Raw genomic sequence first — 14,480 nt, 5'->3', positions numbered from 1 at the left:
CGCAGCAATCAGCGCGGGCAGGTCAGTGCGTCAGAACGAGACCCGCTCGACGCTGTCGGCGCGCAGCACGGACTGCTGCTGGAACTGGGTCTTGTAGTCGGTGCGGATCTCCTCGATCTCGCGGTTGGCTTCCCGCTTGTCGTACGGATACAGCAGGATCAGTACGTACGAGTCCTCTTTGCCGCCCATCCACTGACCGTGCGCCTCGAGCCAGGTCAGCCCGTCCGGGAACGCGGGCGTGACCTCCTTGTCCAGGAACACCTCGAAGTCGGCCGGGGTGATCGGCGAACCGTCCGGCCTGCTGCCGCCGAAGTACAACTCGGTGCGTTTGTAGGGCTCCCCAGGTGTCTGCTCGACGGTGGCCGGCGCGGCGGTTCCGGCGGCGGTCAGACCGAGCATCAGGGCGGTGACCATGCCGGCGATGGCGGTGCGTCGTGTCGTCATGCACGGCATTCAATCGCCTGACGGCGGCGTTGTCCGGTGATTTCGGGCGGTATCCGGACCCGGGGAACCGCCCGGCCGGGCAGGCCTGGGACACTGGCCGCCCTTCACACGGACCTGTCTTCTGGGGCGGAGAGACACCCATGCCGTTATTCGCTGGTGGCCTGTTCAGCATCATCGTGATGGGCCTCTGGATCTTCTGTTTGGTCGACGTGATCACCACCGTCGACGGGACCACCCGCAACGTGCCCAAGATGGGCTGGTTGTTCATCGTGTTGCTGCTGCCGTTGATCGGCTCCATCCTGTGGCTGGTCGCCGGGCGCCCTGAGCGCGCCGGCTTCGGCGGCGCTGGCGGTGGTTACCGGCAGGCGCCACCCAGCCGGTTCCCCGAGTACGACCGGCCGGGCCGGCACGTGGCGGTGAACCCTGACGACGACGAGGAGTTTCTGCGCAAGTGCCGGGAACGTGCGGAGCAGCAGCGCAAGGCGGCTCGGCAACGAGAGCAGAAGGACGAGTCATAGCTGTCCTTGGTTTGGTCGTCGCCGCGTGTTACGGCGTCGACCGGCGGTTGTGTGACGAAATCGCCCGGCCGGCCGTCGAGCGCGGCTGGCGGCTGGCGATCACGCTCACGCCGACCGCGGAGCGATGGCTGACGGCGTCCGGCGAGTTCGAGCGGCTCACACAGCTGACCGACCTGCCGGTACGCAGCCGATCGCGGTTGCCGGGCGAACCGCGTCCGCATCCGGACCCGCGCACTTTCCTGTTCGCGCCGGCCAGCGCGGGCTCCACGGCCAAATTGGCGCTGGGCATCGCCGACAACCAGGCGCTCACCGTGCTCTGCGAAGCGCTCGGAGATCCCTCCGTGCATGTCTCGGTGTGCCCGCAGCTGTCCGACGCGCAGGCAGGCCATCCGGCATGGCCCGGTCACCTGGCGACGCTGCGGAGCGCGGGTGCCCTGGTGACGCCGGTCTCACCTGACCGCGCGTGGACGCACGTGCTGGATGCCCTTCCGGTCGCCGGAACCGATCGACCATAGACTCCTGATGTGTCCGAAAGCCCCATGATCGCCCCCAGCATCCTGTCCGCCGACTTCGCCCGCCTGGCCGACGAGCTGGCTCGGATCGTGGGGGCGGACTGGGTGCACGTCGACGTGATGGACGCGCACTTCGTCCCGAACCTGACCCTGGGACTGCCGGTGGTCGAGGCGTTGCTGAAGGTGACCGACATCCCGATGGACTGTCACCTGATGATCGACGACCCGGACCGCTGGGCGATCGGGTACGCCGAGGCAGGCGCGTACAACGTCACCGTGCACGCCGAGGCCGCGGGCGACCCGGTCAAGCTCGCCAAGGACCTCAGGGCGGCAGGCGCCAAAGCCGGGTTGTCGATCAAACCGGGCACTCCGCTGGAGCCGTGGATCGACGTGCTCAAGCACTACGACACCCTGCTGGTGATGTCGGTCGAGCCGGGGTTCGGCGGCCAGTCGTTCATGCCGGAGGTGCTCGACAAGGTCCGGCAGGCGCGCGGGCTGGTCGACACCGGGCACCTGAACCTGCTGGTCGAGATCGACGGGGGAATCAACAGCGAGACGATCGAGTTGGCAGCTGACGCCGGAGTCGACTGCTTCGTGGCCGGTTCGGCCGTCTACAACGCGGACGATCCCGGGAAAGCCATCTCGGCGCTGCGTGACCGCGCGGCGCGGACCAGGGGAGGAGCCTGAGCATGTTCACCGGGATCGTCGAGGAGCGCGGCGAGATCGTGGCCGTCGAGCCGTTGCCGGACGCGGCGCGGCTGACCGTCGCGGGCCCGCTGGTGACGTCCGACGCCAAACACGGCGACTCCATCGCGGTCAACGGCGTGTGCCTGACCGTGGTCGACGTGTCCGGCGGCGCGTTCACCGTCGACGTGGTGCACGAGACGCTGCTGCGCTCCAGCCTCGCCAAGGCGCACGCGGGCGACCAGGTCAACCTCGAGCGCGCGATGGCGCTCGGTGACCGGCTCGGCGGCCACATCGTTCAGGGGCACGTGGACGGCACCGGCGTGTTCGTCTCCCGTGCCGGGGACGGGCGCACCACGTTCGAACTGCCCGCTGACTTGGCCAAGTACGTCGTGGAGAAGGGCTCGATCGCGATCGACGGGGTGTCGCTGACGGTGGCGTCGGTCGAGGGCGACCGGTTCTCCGTCGCGCTGATCCCGACCACGTTGTCGCTGACCACGCTGGGGCTCCGGCAGCCGGGGGACGTGGTGAACCTGGAGGTGGACGTGCTGGCCAAGTACGTCGAGCGACTTGCCGTGCCTCACATCGCGACCGCAACCGGGTCGGGGCAGGGCCACAATGAGCGTTAGTGGTTCCGAAGGAGGCGCCGTGGCCGGCTTGAACGACATCGAACGCGCGATCAGGGACATCGCCGAAGGGCGTCCGGTGATCGTCGTGGACGACGAGGACCGGGAGAACGAGGGCGACCTGATCTTCGCGGCCGAGAAGGCCACGCCCGAGCTGGTGGCGTTCATGGTCCGGTACACCTCCGGCTACATCTGCGTCCCGCTGACCGAGGACGACTGCGACCGGCTCGACCTGCCGCCGATGTTCCACACCAACCAGGACCGCCGGGGCACGGCGTACACGGTCACCGTGGACGCCCGCGACGGGGTGAGCACGGGCATTTCAGCCGCGGACCGGGCGCACACCATCCGGCTGCTGGCCGACCCGGACTCCAAGCCCGCCGAGTTCAGCCGTCCCGGTCACGTGGTTCCGTTGCGTGCCAAGGAAGGCGGCGTGCTCCGCCGTCCGGGCCACACGGAGGCCGCCATCGACCTCGCCGTGCTGGCCGGCCTGCGACCGGCGGGCGTGCTGTGCGAGATCGTGTCCCAAAAGGACGAAGGCGACATGGCCCGCCGTGACGAGCTCGAGGTGTTCGCGTCCGAGCACGACCTGACGATCATCTCGATCGCCGCGCTGATCGCCTACCGCAGGCGCAACGAGAAGCAGGTCGTCCGAGTCGCCGAGGCGCGCATCCCCACCGCGCACGGCACCTTCCGCGCGGTCGGTTACGACAGCCTGCTCGACGGGATCGAGCACATCGCGTTGGTGTACGGCGAGATCGGCGACGGCACCGAGGTGCTGGTCCGCGTCCACTCGGAATGCCTGACCGGTGACGTCTTCGGCTCGCTGCGCTGCGACTGCGGTCCGCAGCTCGACGCCGCGCTGGAAGCGGTCGCGTCCGAAGGCCGTGGCATTGTGCTGTACATGCGAGGCCACGAGGGCCGCGGCATCGGCCTGATGCACAAGCTGCAGGCGTACCAGTTGCAGGACAACGGCGCCGACACGGTCGACGCCAACCTCGCGCTCGGTGTGCCCGCCGACGCCCGCGACTACGGCACCGGCGCGCAGATCCTGTCGGACCTCGGCGTCAAGACGATGCGTTTGCTGACCAACAATCCGGCCAAGCGGGTGGGTCTGGAAGGCTATGGGCTGACAGTGGTCGATCGTGTGCCGCTGTCGGTGTGGCCGAACCCGGAGAACCTGCGCTATCTGCGCACCAAGCGCGACCGGATGGGCCACGAGCTGGGCAACCTTGAACAGTTCGAAGGAGAAACGCGGCAGTGAGCGGCGAAGGACGACCTGAGGCGTCGGTGCCGGAATGCTCGGGCATCAGGCTGGCCATCGCGGCCACCAGATGGCACGGCAAGATCACGGACAACCTGCTGGAGCGCGCGCTGGACGCGGCGAAGCAGGCGAAGATCGACGAACCGACGGTCGTCCGGGTGTCCGGCGCCATGGAGCTGCCCGTCGTCTGCCAGGAACTGGCCAAGCACCATGAGGCCGTCGTGGCTCTCGGCGTCGTCATCCGCGGCGGGACACCGCACTTCGAGTACGTGTGCGATTCGGTAACCGCCGGTCTGACCAGGGTCGCCCTCGACGAGGGGACCCCGGTCGGCAACGGTGTGCTGACCGTGAACGACGAGCAGCAAGCGCTTGACCGCGCCGGGTTCCCGGACTCGGCGGAGGACAAGGGCTTCGAGGCGTGTGCGGCCGCCCTGGACTCGGCGATGGTCCTGCGCGGTCTCCGTCAGCCATGGACAGAACGAGGATTCGAGTGAGCGAGAAGACAGGGACGACTGCCGAGACGACCGCCGGGAGCGGGACGACTTTCCAGTTCCGGCCGCGCAAGGTCCGGTACGTGGCCACCGCCATCGCGGTGGTCTTCGTCGTGGTGTTCACCGTGGTCGCCTTCTTGCTGCGCAGCGAGTGGACCGGGGCCTACTTCCAGACGTCGGACCAGGTCGCGATGGTCGGCATCGGCGTCATGCTGGCCATCGGCGTGCTGATGTTCGCCCGTTCCCGCGTCCGCGCCGACGAATCCGGCATCGAGATCCGCAACCTGATCGGCACGCGGCGCTACGAGTGGAAACAGGTCGAGCACGTCAGCTTCCCGGACGGCGCGTCGTGGGCGCGGATCGAACTGCCGGACGACGAGTACGTCACGATCATGGCGATTCCCGCGATCGACGGTGAGCGTTCGGTGGTCGCGATGCGCGAACTGCGCCGCCTGAAGGCCGCGGCGAAGTAGCTCACGCCGACACGGAAGCGCATCCATGTCACTGTGGCCTGGAGGAAACGCCTCCCCGCCCGGTTAGCTCGCGTTTTACGCACAGCGGGACAGACATCCGAGCATCTTGGGCGTTTCTGTCTGTTTGTGTCTGCTCGTCACGCCTTGACGGTCAAGACATCGGATCTCTAGCCTCGTTAGTCGTCCTGTCATGACAGCGAGGAATGACGAGCATGCGCGTTCAACGAGGAACGGCCGCGGTCGCAGCGGTGGTCATGGCGTTATCCATGGCGACACTCACCACGGCCGCCGGCGCTTACGGCGAGCAGCAGGCGCCGCGCGACACCGGGTTGAAGCTCTGGTACGACGAACCCGCGACCGACTGGGAATCACAGTCGCTGCCGATCGGCAACGGCGCACTGGGGGCGAGCGTTTTCGGCGGCGTCCAGAACGAACAGCTGCAGTTCAACGAGAAGACCTTGTGGACCGGCGGCCCCGGTTCGCCCGGCTACGACTTCGGCAACTGGCGTTCGCCACGCCCCGGCGCCATCGAACAAGTGCAGGACCGGATCGCCGCCGAGGGGCAGGCGGCGCCCGAGTGGGTGGCCAGTGTGCTCGGCCAGGGCAAGATCGGCTTCGGCGCCTACCAGACGTTCGGCGACGTGCGGATCTCGCAGCCGCAGGCGCCGCCGGACGTCACCGGTTACTGGCGCAGCCTCGACATCGCCGCCGCCGTCGCGGGAGTCACCTACGCGTCCGGCGGGGCGACGTTCACCCGCGAGTACTTCGCCTCCGCCCCCGACGACGTGCTGGTGGGACGCATCAGCGCCAGTCAGCCGGGCCGCGTTTCGTTCACGGTCTCGTACACCGCGCCGGACAACCGGTCGCGGTCGTTTGCCGCCCGGGACGGACGGATCACGTTCGCGGGCAATCTGAACGACAACGGCATGCGCTTCGAGTCGCAGCTTCAGGTGCGCAACGAAGGCGGCACGCGAACGGACAACGCTGACGGTTCGGTGACTGTCAACGGCGCCGACGCCGTCACGCTCGTTCTGGCGGCGGGCACGAACTACTCGAACGTCCACCCGACCTACCGGTCGGCAGACCCGCACGACGTCGTCACCGAACGTGTGAACGCGGCTGTCGCGAAACCGTTCACCGCGTTGCGGGACGCGCACGTTCGCGACCACCGTGCGCTTTTCGACCGCGTGTCGCTCGACGTTGGACAGAACCTGCCCGACATGCCAACCGACGACTTGCTGCGCGCGTACCGCGGAACGGCGTTGGCGTCCGAAGCGCGCAAAGCGCTCGAAGTGCTGCACTTCCAGTACGGCCGGTATCTGTTGATCGCGTCCTCGCGCGGCGGTTCGTTGCCGGCGAACTTGCAAGGTGTCTGGAACAACTCGACGTCGCCGCCCTGGAGCGCGGACTACCACGTCAACATCAACCTGCAGATGAACTACTGGCCCGCGGAGACCACGAACCTGTCCGAGACGACCGAACCGTTCTTCGACTACGTCGACTCGATGGTCCCGGCAGGGCGGAGAACGGCGCAGGAGATGTTCGGCAACGACGGCTGGGTCGTGCACAACGAGACCAACCCGTTCGGCTTCACCGGCGTGCACGACTGGGCGACGGCGTTCTGGTTCCCGGAAGCGGGAGCATGGCTCGCGCAGCACTACTACGAGCACTACCTGTTCACGCGCGACGAGACGTTCCTGCGCGAACGCGCGTACCCGATGATGAAGTCGCTCGCCGAATTCTGGATCGACGAACTGGTCGCGGACCCGCGGGACGGCAAGCTGGTCGTGACCCCGAGCTATTCGCCGGAGCATGGACCGTTCTCGGCGGGCGCGGCGATGTCGCAGCAGATCGTGTGGGATCTGTTCACCAACACCGCCGAAGCGGCGGGCAAACTGGGTGACCTGACTTTCTCCCAGCAAGCCAGCGACGTCCTGAACCGGCTGGACCCGGGTCTGCGTGTCGGCAGCTGGGGACAGTTGCAGGAGTGGAAGCAGGACTGGGACGACCCGGGCAACACGCACCGGCACGTGTCGCACCTGTTCGCGCTGCACCCCGGCAGGCAGATCACGCCTCAGCGGAACCCGGACCTGGTCGCGGCGGCGGAGAAGTCGCTGACCGCGCGCGGGGACGGTGGCACCGGCTGGAGCAAGGCCTGGAAGATCAACTTCTGGGCACGGCTGCTGGACGGCGACCACTCGCATCTGATGCTGGAGGAGTTGCTGAAGAGCAGCACACTGGACAACCTGTGGGACACCCATCCGCCGTTCCAGATCGACGGCAACTTCGGCGCGACCGCAGGCGTCGCGGAGATGCTGCTGCAGAGCCACCGCGGCGTCATCGACGTGCTGCCCGCCGCACCGGCTTTCTGGGACAGCGGTTCCGTACGCGGGCTACGGGCGCGTGGGGACGTCACAGTCGACACCGACTGGGTTGGCGGCGTGCCAACACGTATCACGCTCAAGCCCGGGCACGCGGGCCAGGTGAAGGTGGCCAGCGAGATGTTCGCCAGCCGGTATCGCCTCGTCGACAACCAAAGCGGGCGCGACGTTCCGCACCAGCGCGCTGGCGAAGAGATCCAGTTCGACGCCGCTGCGGGCAACACCTACATGGCCGTCGCAGACGTGTCGGTGGCGGTGGACGCGCCGGAACGCGTCGTGGCGGGGACACCGTTCGACGCGAAGGTGTCGGTCACCGGACATGGCGGGCCGGTCCCGGCGTCGGAGCTGACCATGGCTCTGCCGGAAGGGTGGACCGCGGCACCGACGAGCCAGCGGGTTCCGTCGGTCCGACGTGGACAGACGAGGACGTACACGTTCACTGTCACGCCGTCCGCGAGCGCGGCGAAGTACCAAGGTTTGCGCGCCGTGCTGAACGGACGAGGTGTGCATGCGTCCGGCGTCACGCTGGTCCGGATCGATCCGCTGCCGCCATGTGCGATCCCGTCCGCGAACGCACCGATCGTCGCGTGGGATCCGGTGTCCGGGAACGCCGTTGACGACAAGTCGTCGTTCAATCGGGACGCGACCATTGACGGCACCGCGACTTACGACGCGTCCGCGCCGACCGGATCCGGTTTGGTGCTCAACGGGTCGTTCCTGCGCACGGCGGACACGTCACTCGGCTTCCTGCGCGAGGCGACGTTCGCCGCCGAGGTGAAAATCGACGGTTCCGGGTCGTACCGGCGGTTGTTCGACTTCCAGCCGAGCGGCGATCCGGGCACTGACGGCGTCCTGATCGACCTGACACCGTCGAACAACATCCGGTTCATCGGTTCCAACCAGAACGTGACCACCAACGCGGCCGTGCCGACCGGACGGTACGTCGACCTGGTGATCACCATGACCGACAGCGGCCAGATCGACGTGTACGTCGACGGCAATCGGATTGGTGGAGCCACAGTTCCGGAAGACGGCATCAACGGGTGCGCCACGCGCCAGTTGCGGTTCGCCGTCGACCAGAACGGCGGCCAACGGTTGACCGGCGCGGTCGACCGGGCGGCGATCTTCGCCGACGCCCTGACCGCGGCCGAAATCCCCGCTTGGCGCACCCGAGCCTTCGGCTGACCGATTCCTGTCGGACCCCATCGGTACTTTGGCCTGACAGGGGAGCCTTCGATGTCGGGTTTTGACGCGAAGGCTCCCCCTTGGGCTGGGAGTAGTGGTGTCCGGGTGGCGGGCCAGGTTCTTGCGTGGGCTGATCCGGGGCTGTTCGGCCGGTGAGTCGGCAACGTGAGGCGCCGAGGGAAAGGATGGCCGGCAGCGGCCGACCGGGACCGACGATGGTGGCCACTTCGGGGCAGTGTGGGTGAGTGTGGCCTGCGGGTTCGGGTGTGGCCTGCGGTTCGGGTGCGGCCTCCGGCCCCGGAATCCAGCGTACGCGGCACCACCGACAACCGGGCCGCGGCGAAGATCCGTTAAGCCCAGTTGTCCACAACCATCGAGTTGTCCCCAACCTGCACGGTGGCGCCGTTGTGACGAGTCAGCTCAACAGGTCCGAGATCAGCTTGACCATCGCGCCCGGGTCCTCGACGTGCGCGTTGTGGCCGAGGCCAGGCAGGATGACGGCGTTCGCGTCGACTTCCCTGACCTGCTCAGGGCTGCACATCTGGTCCTGTTCACCGCACGCGAGCACGGCCTCGGCCTGGCTGGCTGCCAGCAAGCCAGGCACGTCGGGACGGCCGACCGCGAACGTCTTCGGGTCGCACGCCAACCGCCATCCGTCCGGCGTGCCGACCAGTCCGAAGTCCACGCGCGGGTCGTCGACGTCGACCAGGCCGCCGAGTCCCGACACCTTCAGGTAGCGTTCCGCGGCCTCGGTCCGGCCCACATACAGCTTGTTCGGGCGCTCGGCGTACGACTTGGCGCCCGAGAGTTCCGCCGCCGACCACGCGACCTTGATGCCCAGGCCGCACGCGCGGTCGACCGAACCGCCGAACCAGCCGCTGGCCAGCGTCAAACCCAGCACGCCGCCCAGCGAATGACCGAGGACGACCACGTGCTCCTCGCCGTCGAGCAGTTCGGCCAACGCGGCGGCCATGTGCCCGAAGGTGTAGCGCGGCAGGGCAGCAGACCCGCCGTGACCAGGCAGATCGGGGGTGATCCAGCGGCACGGGCCGTCCGCGAGTTGCTCGTGCACGCCTTGCCAGACATCTCCGGTGGCGCCCAAACCGTGCAACAGCAACACCACAGCGTCGCCGGAACCGCCACGCTGCACCCTCAGCCGGTCTCCCATCCGACGAATTTTGCCACAACGGGAGTAGCACCAGAGGGCCGGGAACCACTACGACGTCACCACCTGCCTTTCCGGCTCGCAACCGGTCACCTTGCTTGGCGCAAGCGGAAAGTCGCCACGCGGATCATTCATCGTCATGCCGATGCCGGCGTTGACGCGCAGGTCCGGCGTGGGCGCCCAAAGTCCGCCCGATTCGCCCGGGTCGCTGCCGAATCGGGCCGCCGTGAGGTGCAGGTCGTCGCTGGCCGCGTGGCCCAGGCTATCGGCGACCGTGCCGCTGTCGTGAACGGGCGCGGCCATCGACGCACACAACCGGCCCTCGGTCGCCTCGGCGATCAACGACGAAGTTCCGCATATCCGTGCAGCCCAACGACCTCATCGGTGAGCACGGCCTGGCCCGCGGCGTCGGCTCTCGCTTGTGGGTGATTGTCCGAGTAACAACGTGTGGACATTTCTGTGTCAATGTCAGGCAATGTGTGGCAGTGTTTGTCGTCGGACCTCTTTCTTGGGTTAACGTCCGTGACGTGACCGCATCGAGTTTCAACGGGCAGGCACGTGTCGGACTCCGTCTGACGGATCTCAAACCGTACTTCTCGGTGACCGTGCTGGAGTGTTCTTGTGATGACCCGGATACGGCGTTCAAAGCTTTGCGACGGTTTCTGATCAAATCCGCGAACGATCAGGGGTACGCGGTGTCGATCCGTCTCGGAGACGAGATCGACCTCGCCGGGCCCGGCGAGGTCGGTGAGTTCGGCGCTCTGGAATCCCTCGGGCTCGGACTGGACCGGATGTACGCGGTCACCAGGACGGCCTTCCGGGTTCCGGGCTGGGCGGCCAAGGAATCCGGCCGACTTGACATGGTCAACGAACTGACGGTCGCCGTACGCCGGAACAACATGGTCGCGGTCTACAGTGACATCACCTCCTCCGCTCAGTTCCAGCGGTGGGTACTCCGGCAGGCGGCGCCATTCCGGCTCATTTCGACCGATGTGCTGTCGGACATTTTCCGTGGAGACGGGAATAATGGCTGGATGCGTGGTGTACACCGCAGGCGGACGACCAAACCGGACAGCAAGGCGATGGGTGGTATGCGGATTCAGGACGCGTTGGATCCTATAGCGGACGGCTCCTACGCGTTGACTGCGGCGAAAGTTGATTTCCAGCCCGCCGAGGAGTCTGTGCTCCTGCGCGACGGTGTCACCTTCTCGGCGAAGTCCCGCGTTTCGTGGAAGCCGACGCCGAACTTCGAGGTATTCCTCAAGATCGCGGCCGAACTGCTCGACCTGCTGGAGAAGTCGTTGACGGCCGAACGTTCACCGGATGCGCCGTTCCGGTACCTCGCGGTCATGGAGGAGGACCTGGCCAGGGTTCATGGAGCGTTCGACGTGTCGATCACGACCCCGGATCAGTTACGTACCGAACCGAATGTCGACGACGACCAGATCACCCGAGCCGAGCGGCTGCGTGACGTGCTGCTTGAAGTTCGAGGTGATCCAGGTGGCGCGGCAGCGATCGTGGACGTGGGCGACGGGGGTAGCGTCGCAGGTGCCCTGGTGATCAAACCGGTCGAAACACGCGGCGGTTTCGCCATGGATGTCCGGCTTTCCGGTCCGCCGTCCGCCGAGCGCATCGTGCGGGAGATCAAGGACGCCATCGGCGATGGTGACCTGCTTACCGTGCACTACGAGTCCGGGCACGCGTTCACCGCCGGCAAGATCTACCGGGAGAACTTGGCTGACCAGCCCTTCTCGAACCTCTTGTTCGAGGACTTCACCGGTTTCCAGGTGACCAAGGAGAAGCCGGACGTACGCGGCGATCAGGCGATCCATGACGCGATCGCGCGGGACGGCGACGACTCGCTGTTCGCATGGGTAGTCCAACAGTTCGGGGATGACTGGCTGCTGTGTGATGACGGTGCCGGCGAGGTCGCTGACTTCCTGCACCTGGACAACGAGGGCACCCTGACCGCGATCCAAGTCAAGGCGGCCGACAACAGCTCGCGTTACCGCCGCATCGCGGTGACCAGGTTCGAGCAGGTGGTCAGCCAGGCCGAGAAGAACATCGGCCTTCTGGACAACAGTGTGCTGATCGACCGGCTCACCAGGCCGCGGATCACCAAACCGGCGGCGTGGTACGAGGGCAAGCGCATCCGGAGTGACCTGTTCGTGCACCAGCTCGGCACTCGTGTCACGAGGGACCGGACGAGAGTGGTGATCATCCAGCCGCATTTGCTCAAGTCCGTCTACGACCAGGCTCGGGCGACGATGGACGCGGGACAACCAAACCGGGACGCATACGGCTTGGTGCTTCTGGACACGCTGCTGCACAGCACTCGCAGGACTGTGACCGGCCGGTGGGACGACCTCGTCGTGATCGGATGCGAGTGACCCTGACATGTCCTGGTGTTGTGGGTGAATCGTCGGATGGGCTACAGGACTGGTGTCGCGTACAGGCCCCTTCCGAACGTCGCCGCGACCAGGCGGTGGTTGCGGGGGTCGTACTCGATGTCGTCGACGGCGACCCTCGGCATGCCGTGGCCCAGCCGGGCCCAGTGGCCCGCGATCGCGGTGTGGCCGAGGAAAACGCCCTGATCGGTGGCCACGTAGATCAGTCCCGCCGCGCCGAGGACCACGTCGTTGACCGGAGCGGACGGCAGATTCCCGGAGATGTCGGTCCACCGCGCCCCGGCTGAGCGGGTCATGAGCACGTGCGGCTGGTCGGAACCGGACCGGTAACCGGACAACGTGACATACGCGGTCGCCGCGTCCCGCTCGGACACCGCGATCCTGGTCACCCACGGTTGCCCGTCGAGGACCTTCGTCCACGTCGCCCCGAGGTCACGGGTGATCCAGACGCGGCCGTCGTCGGTGCCCGCCCAGATCGTCCGCGGATCCGACGGCGCGGCCGCGACCGTGGTGATCGTGCCGTACGGATACGTGTCCTGGCCCGGCCCGCCGGTGAGGTCGGGGCTGATCGGCGTCCACGTCACGCCGCCGTCGGCCGAGCGGTTGAGCCGGTTCCCGCCGTAGTACAGGACTTTCGGGTCCGACGGGTCGAACTGCACCGGTGTGAACCAGTTGCGTCGGTCGGCCGTGGTCGCCGGGGTGAAGAAGGTCATCGTCCCGCCGCCGTCGGTCGACCGGAAGCAGTTGCCGTACTGGTAGCAGGCGAAGACGTTGTCCTTGTCCCGCGGGTTGATCAGGTTCTCTTCGCCGTCACCGCCGAGGTACTCGTTGAACGCGGAAGATCTGCTCGCAGGATCGACCATCGGCACAGGGCCGTTCCAGGACCGCAGGGACCCGTTGTCCTGGGTGCCGCCGGAAATCCGTGAGGTGTCCTGCGGGGTGATCGCCGCGCTGTAGAACTGGGTGTACGGTTCGTACTCCGCCTTGATCCAGCCGCCGTCGCCGTTCGCGTCGGAGCGGTACACACCGCCGTCGTTGCCCAGATACACGCGTCCGGGGTGGCGCGGGTCCCAGACCATCGCGTGGTGGTCGACGTGGATCGACGTGCTGTCGGCGGTCCACGTGCCGCCACCGTCCTTTGTGGTCAGCAACGGCACGCCGGCGACGTGCACGTGTTCGGCGTCGTCCGGATCGACCCAGATCTTGCCGAACCACCAGCCGAACGTCGACTGCGACGACTTCAGCACATCCGGTTCGGGCAGCCGGGTCCACGTCGTGCCCGCGTCACCGGAGGTGTAGAAACCCGCGAACGGCCCGGCTGTGCTGTTGACGATCGCGTAGACCCGGCCTGGTTGCGAAGCCGAGACGCCGATCCCGATCCGGCCCACGTCCGGACTGGCCGCGGGCAGCCCGCCGCCAAGCCGTTGCCACGTCAGTCCACCGTCGTCGCTGCGGAAGACCCCGGACCCCTCACCGCCGTAGGTGCGTTTGACCGGCGTCCTGCGGTGATCCCACAGCACGGCGTACACGCGCTTGGGGTTCGCCGGGTCGATCTGCACGTCGGCCGCACCGGTGAACTCGTTCGGCACGTCGAGCACACGCTGCCAGTTCGAACCGCCGTCGGTGGTCAGGTAGACGCCGCGGTCGCCGCCGGGACTGTAGAGAGATCCGTTGGCGGCGACGAAAAGCCGCTTCGGGTCGGCCTTGTCGACCGCGATCCCGCCGATGGTGCCCGAGTCGCGCAGGCCGATGCTGCGCCAGGTCTTGCCGCCGTCGGAGGAGCGGTACACCCCTGTGCCTTCGTAGGTCACGCTGCCGCCGCCAGGGTTGGGTTCGCCCGTGCCGACGTAGAGCGTGCCGTCGTCCGCGGCGACAACGGCACCCATCGCCTGCGTCGAGTCGTCAGGCCATGCGGGCGCGAAGGTACGGCCCGCGTCCGTCGACCGCCAAAGCCCGCCACTGGCCGCGGCCGCGTAGACGGTGTCGGCCCGCGTGGGGTCCAGCGCCAGGCTCACGATCCGGCCGCCGACGTTGGTCGGCCCTGCCAGCTGCCAGCGCGCGCCGACCACCGGCAGCCTCGCCGCCTGCTGCGCGGCGGTGTCGTGGGCGTGCCGCGGGATCGTGTCACCGCGGATCGCCTTCTGCAGGAACCGGTGTTCCGCCGGGGCCGACGGACCGCGCACCGGGCGGTACTCACCTGGCTGCCCGGTCCCCGGCGGATCGGCCAGCGCGGGAACCGGGGACAACAGCGTCAGACAGACAGCCAGGGTCAGACAGCGGCGAACTCGCATCCGAAACCCCCCGGGGGGTGAGCGGCCGGCAGAGGCTT

Annotated in this window: 13 protein-coding genes; 9 read left to right on the top strand and 4 right to left on the bottom strand. The window is 67.5% G+C overall.

Features of this window, described 5'->3' with window-relative positions; all coding sequences use genetic code 11:
- Positions 1 to 30: 30 nt before the first annotated feature.
- The gene (locus GC106_RS07855; protein ID WP_173126026.1) at positions 31 to 444 is read right to left on the bottom strand and encodes a DUF3574 domain-containing protein; all 414 of its coding nucleotides are present in this window, start codon (positions 442 to 444) and stop codon (positions 31 to 33) included.
- Between the two features lie 140 nt (positions 445 to 584).
- Between GC106_RS07855 and GC106_RS07850 the strand changes: the two genes are divergently transcribed.
- The 8 genes from GC106_RS07850 (at position 585) to GC106_RS07815 (ending at position 8,578) form a co-directional block, all read left to right on the top strand.
- A complete protein-coding gene (locus GC106_RS07850; RefSeq protein WP_173126023.1) occupies positions 585 to 962 on the top strand; it encodes a PLD nuclease N-terminal domain-containing protein in 378 nt (125 codons plus the stop codon).
- Positions 963 to 973: 11 nt separating this feature from the next.
- Positions 974 to 1,477 (top strand): flavoprotein, encoded by a 504-nt coding sequence (locus GC106_RS07845; RefSeq protein WP_217280187.1) that lies wholly within the window; start codon positions 974 to 976, stop codon positions 1,475 to 1,477.
- Positions 1,478 to 1,501: 24 nt separating this feature from the next.
- Complete coding sequence (gene rpe / locus GC106_RS07840; RefSeq protein WP_173126622.1) at positions 1,502 to 2,161, top strand: ribulose-phosphate 3-epimerase; 660 nt, start codon at positions 1,502 to 1,504, stop codon at positions 2,159 to 2,161.
- 2 nt (positions 2,162 to 2,163) lie between these two features.
- Positions 2,164 to 2,787 carry a riboflavin synthase gene (locus GC106_RS07835; protein ID WP_173126020.1) on the top strand — a complete coding sequence of 208 codons (624 nt, stop codon included), beginning with the start codon at positions 2,164 to 2,166 and terminating at the stop codon, positions 2,785 to 2,787.
- Positions 2,777 to 4,048, top strand: a complete 1,272-nt coding sequence (locus GC106_RS07830) for a bifunctional 3,4-dihydroxy-2-butanone-4-phosphate synthase/GTP cyclohydrolase II (RefSeq protein ID WP_173126017.1) — start codon at positions 2,777 to 2,779, stop codon at positions 4,046 to 4,048. Before GC106_RS07835 ends, GC106_RS07830 begins: the two co-directional genes overlap by 11 nt.
- Positions 4,045 to 4,542, top strand: a complete 498-nt coding sequence (ribH, locus tag GC106_RS07825) for a 6,7-dimethyl-8-ribityllumazine synthase (RefSeq protein ID WP_173126014.1) — start codon at positions 4,045 to 4,047, stop codon at positions 4,540 to 4,542. The genes GC106_RS07830 and ribH overlap by 4 nt, the downstream gene beginning before the upstream one ends.
- The gene (locus GC106_RS07820) at positions 4,539 to 5,012 is read left to right on the top strand and encodes a PH domain-containing protein (RefSeq protein ID WP_312872524.1); all 474 of its coding nucleotides are present in this window, start codon (positions 4,539 to 4,541) and stop codon (positions 5,010 to 5,012) included. Before ribH ends, GC106_RS07820 begins: the two co-directional genes overlap by 4 nt.
- Before the next feature lie 212 nt (positions 5,013 to 5,224).
- The gene (locus tag GC106_RS07815; RefSeq protein ID WP_173126008.1) at positions 5,225 to 8,578 is read left to right on the top strand and encodes a glycosyl hydrolase family 95 catalytic domain-containing protein; all 3,354 of its coding nucleotides are present in this window, start codon (positions 5,225 to 5,227) and stop codon (positions 8,576 to 8,578) included.
- Between the two features lie 415 nt (positions 8,579 to 8,993).
- Here the strand turns inward: GC106_RS07815 and GC106_RS07810 are convergent, their stop codons facing one another.
- Together GC106_RS07810 and GC106_RS07805 are read right to left on the bottom strand one after the other, a co-directional pair.
- Complete coding sequence (locus GC106_RS07810; RefSeq protein WP_173126005.1) at positions 8,994 to 9,746, bottom strand: alpha/beta fold hydrolase; 753 nt, start codon at positions 9,744 to 9,746, stop codon at positions 8,994 to 8,996.
- 48 nt (positions 9,747 to 9,794) lie between these two features.
- A complete protein-coding gene (locus GC106_RS07805; RefSeq protein ID WP_173126002.1) occupies positions 9,795 to 10,085 on the bottom strand; it encodes a hypothetical protein in 291 nt (96 codons plus the stop codon).
- A 185-nt stretch (positions 10,086 to 10,270) separates the two neighbouring features.
- On the opposite strand from GC106_RS07805, the gene GC106_RS07800 reads away from it, so the two are divergent.
- Complete coding sequence (locus GC106_RS07800; RefSeq protein ID WP_173125998.1) at positions 10,271 to 12,133, top strand: hypothetical protein; 1,863 nt, start codon at positions 10,271 to 10,273, stop codon at positions 12,131 to 12,133.
- A 41-nt stretch (positions 12,134 to 12,174) separates the two neighbouring features.
- Here the strand turns inward: GC106_RS07800 and GC106_RS07795 are convergent, their stop codons facing one another.
- Positions 12,175 to 14,442, bottom strand: coding sequence for a WD40/YVTN/BNR-like repeat-containing protein (locus GC106_RS07795; protein ID WP_173125995.1), 2,268 nt, complete (start codon positions 14,440 to 14,442; stop codon positions 12,175 to 12,177).
- Positions 14,443 to 14,480: the final 38 nt, after the last annotated feature.

It is taken from the genome of Kibdelosporangium persicum (genome assembly GCF_013280595.1).
In the GTDB taxonomy this organism is placed as follows: domain Bacteria; phylum Actinomycetota; class Actinomycetes; order Mycobacteriales; family Pseudonocardiaceae; genus Kibdelosporangium; species Kibdelosporangium persicum.
This window is presented reverse-complemented; position numbering and strand designations above follow the sequence as displayed.

Excerpts from the sequence above, each read along its gene's own strand:
- GC106_RS07855 (WP_173126026.1), bottom strand. The coding sequence starts at position 444 with ATGACGACACGACGCACCGCCATCGCCGGCATGGTCACCGCCCTGATG.
- GC106_RS07850 (WP_173126023.1), top strand. The coding sequence starts at position 585 with ATGCCGTTATTCGCTGGTGGCCTGTTCAGCATCATCGTGATGGGCCTC.
- rpe (WP_173126622.1), top strand. The coding sequence starts at position 1,502 with ATGATCGCCCCCAGCATCCTGTCCGCCGACTTCGCCCGCCTGGCCGAC.
- GC106_RS07835 (WP_173126020.1), top strand. The coding sequence starts at position 2,164 with ATGTTCACCGGGATCGTCGAGGAGCGCGGCGAGATCGTGGCCGTCGAG.
- GC106_RS07830 (WP_173126017.1), top strand. The coding sequence starts at position 2,777 with ATGAGCGTTAGTGGTTCCGAAGGAGGCGCCGTGGCCGGCTTGAACGAC.
- GC106_RS07815 (WP_173126008.1), top strand. The coding sequence starts at position 5,225 with ATGCGCGTTCAACGAGGAACGGCCGCGGTCGCAGCGGTGGTCATGGCG.
- GC106_RS07810 (WP_173126005.1), bottom strand. The coding sequence starts at position 9,746 with ATGGGAGACCGGCTGAGGGTGCAGCGTGGCGGTTCCGGCGACGCTGTG.
- GC106_RS07795 (WP_173125995.1), bottom strand. The coding sequence starts at position 14,442 with ATGCGAGTTCGCCGCTGTCTGACCCTGGCTGTCTGTCTGACGCTGTTG.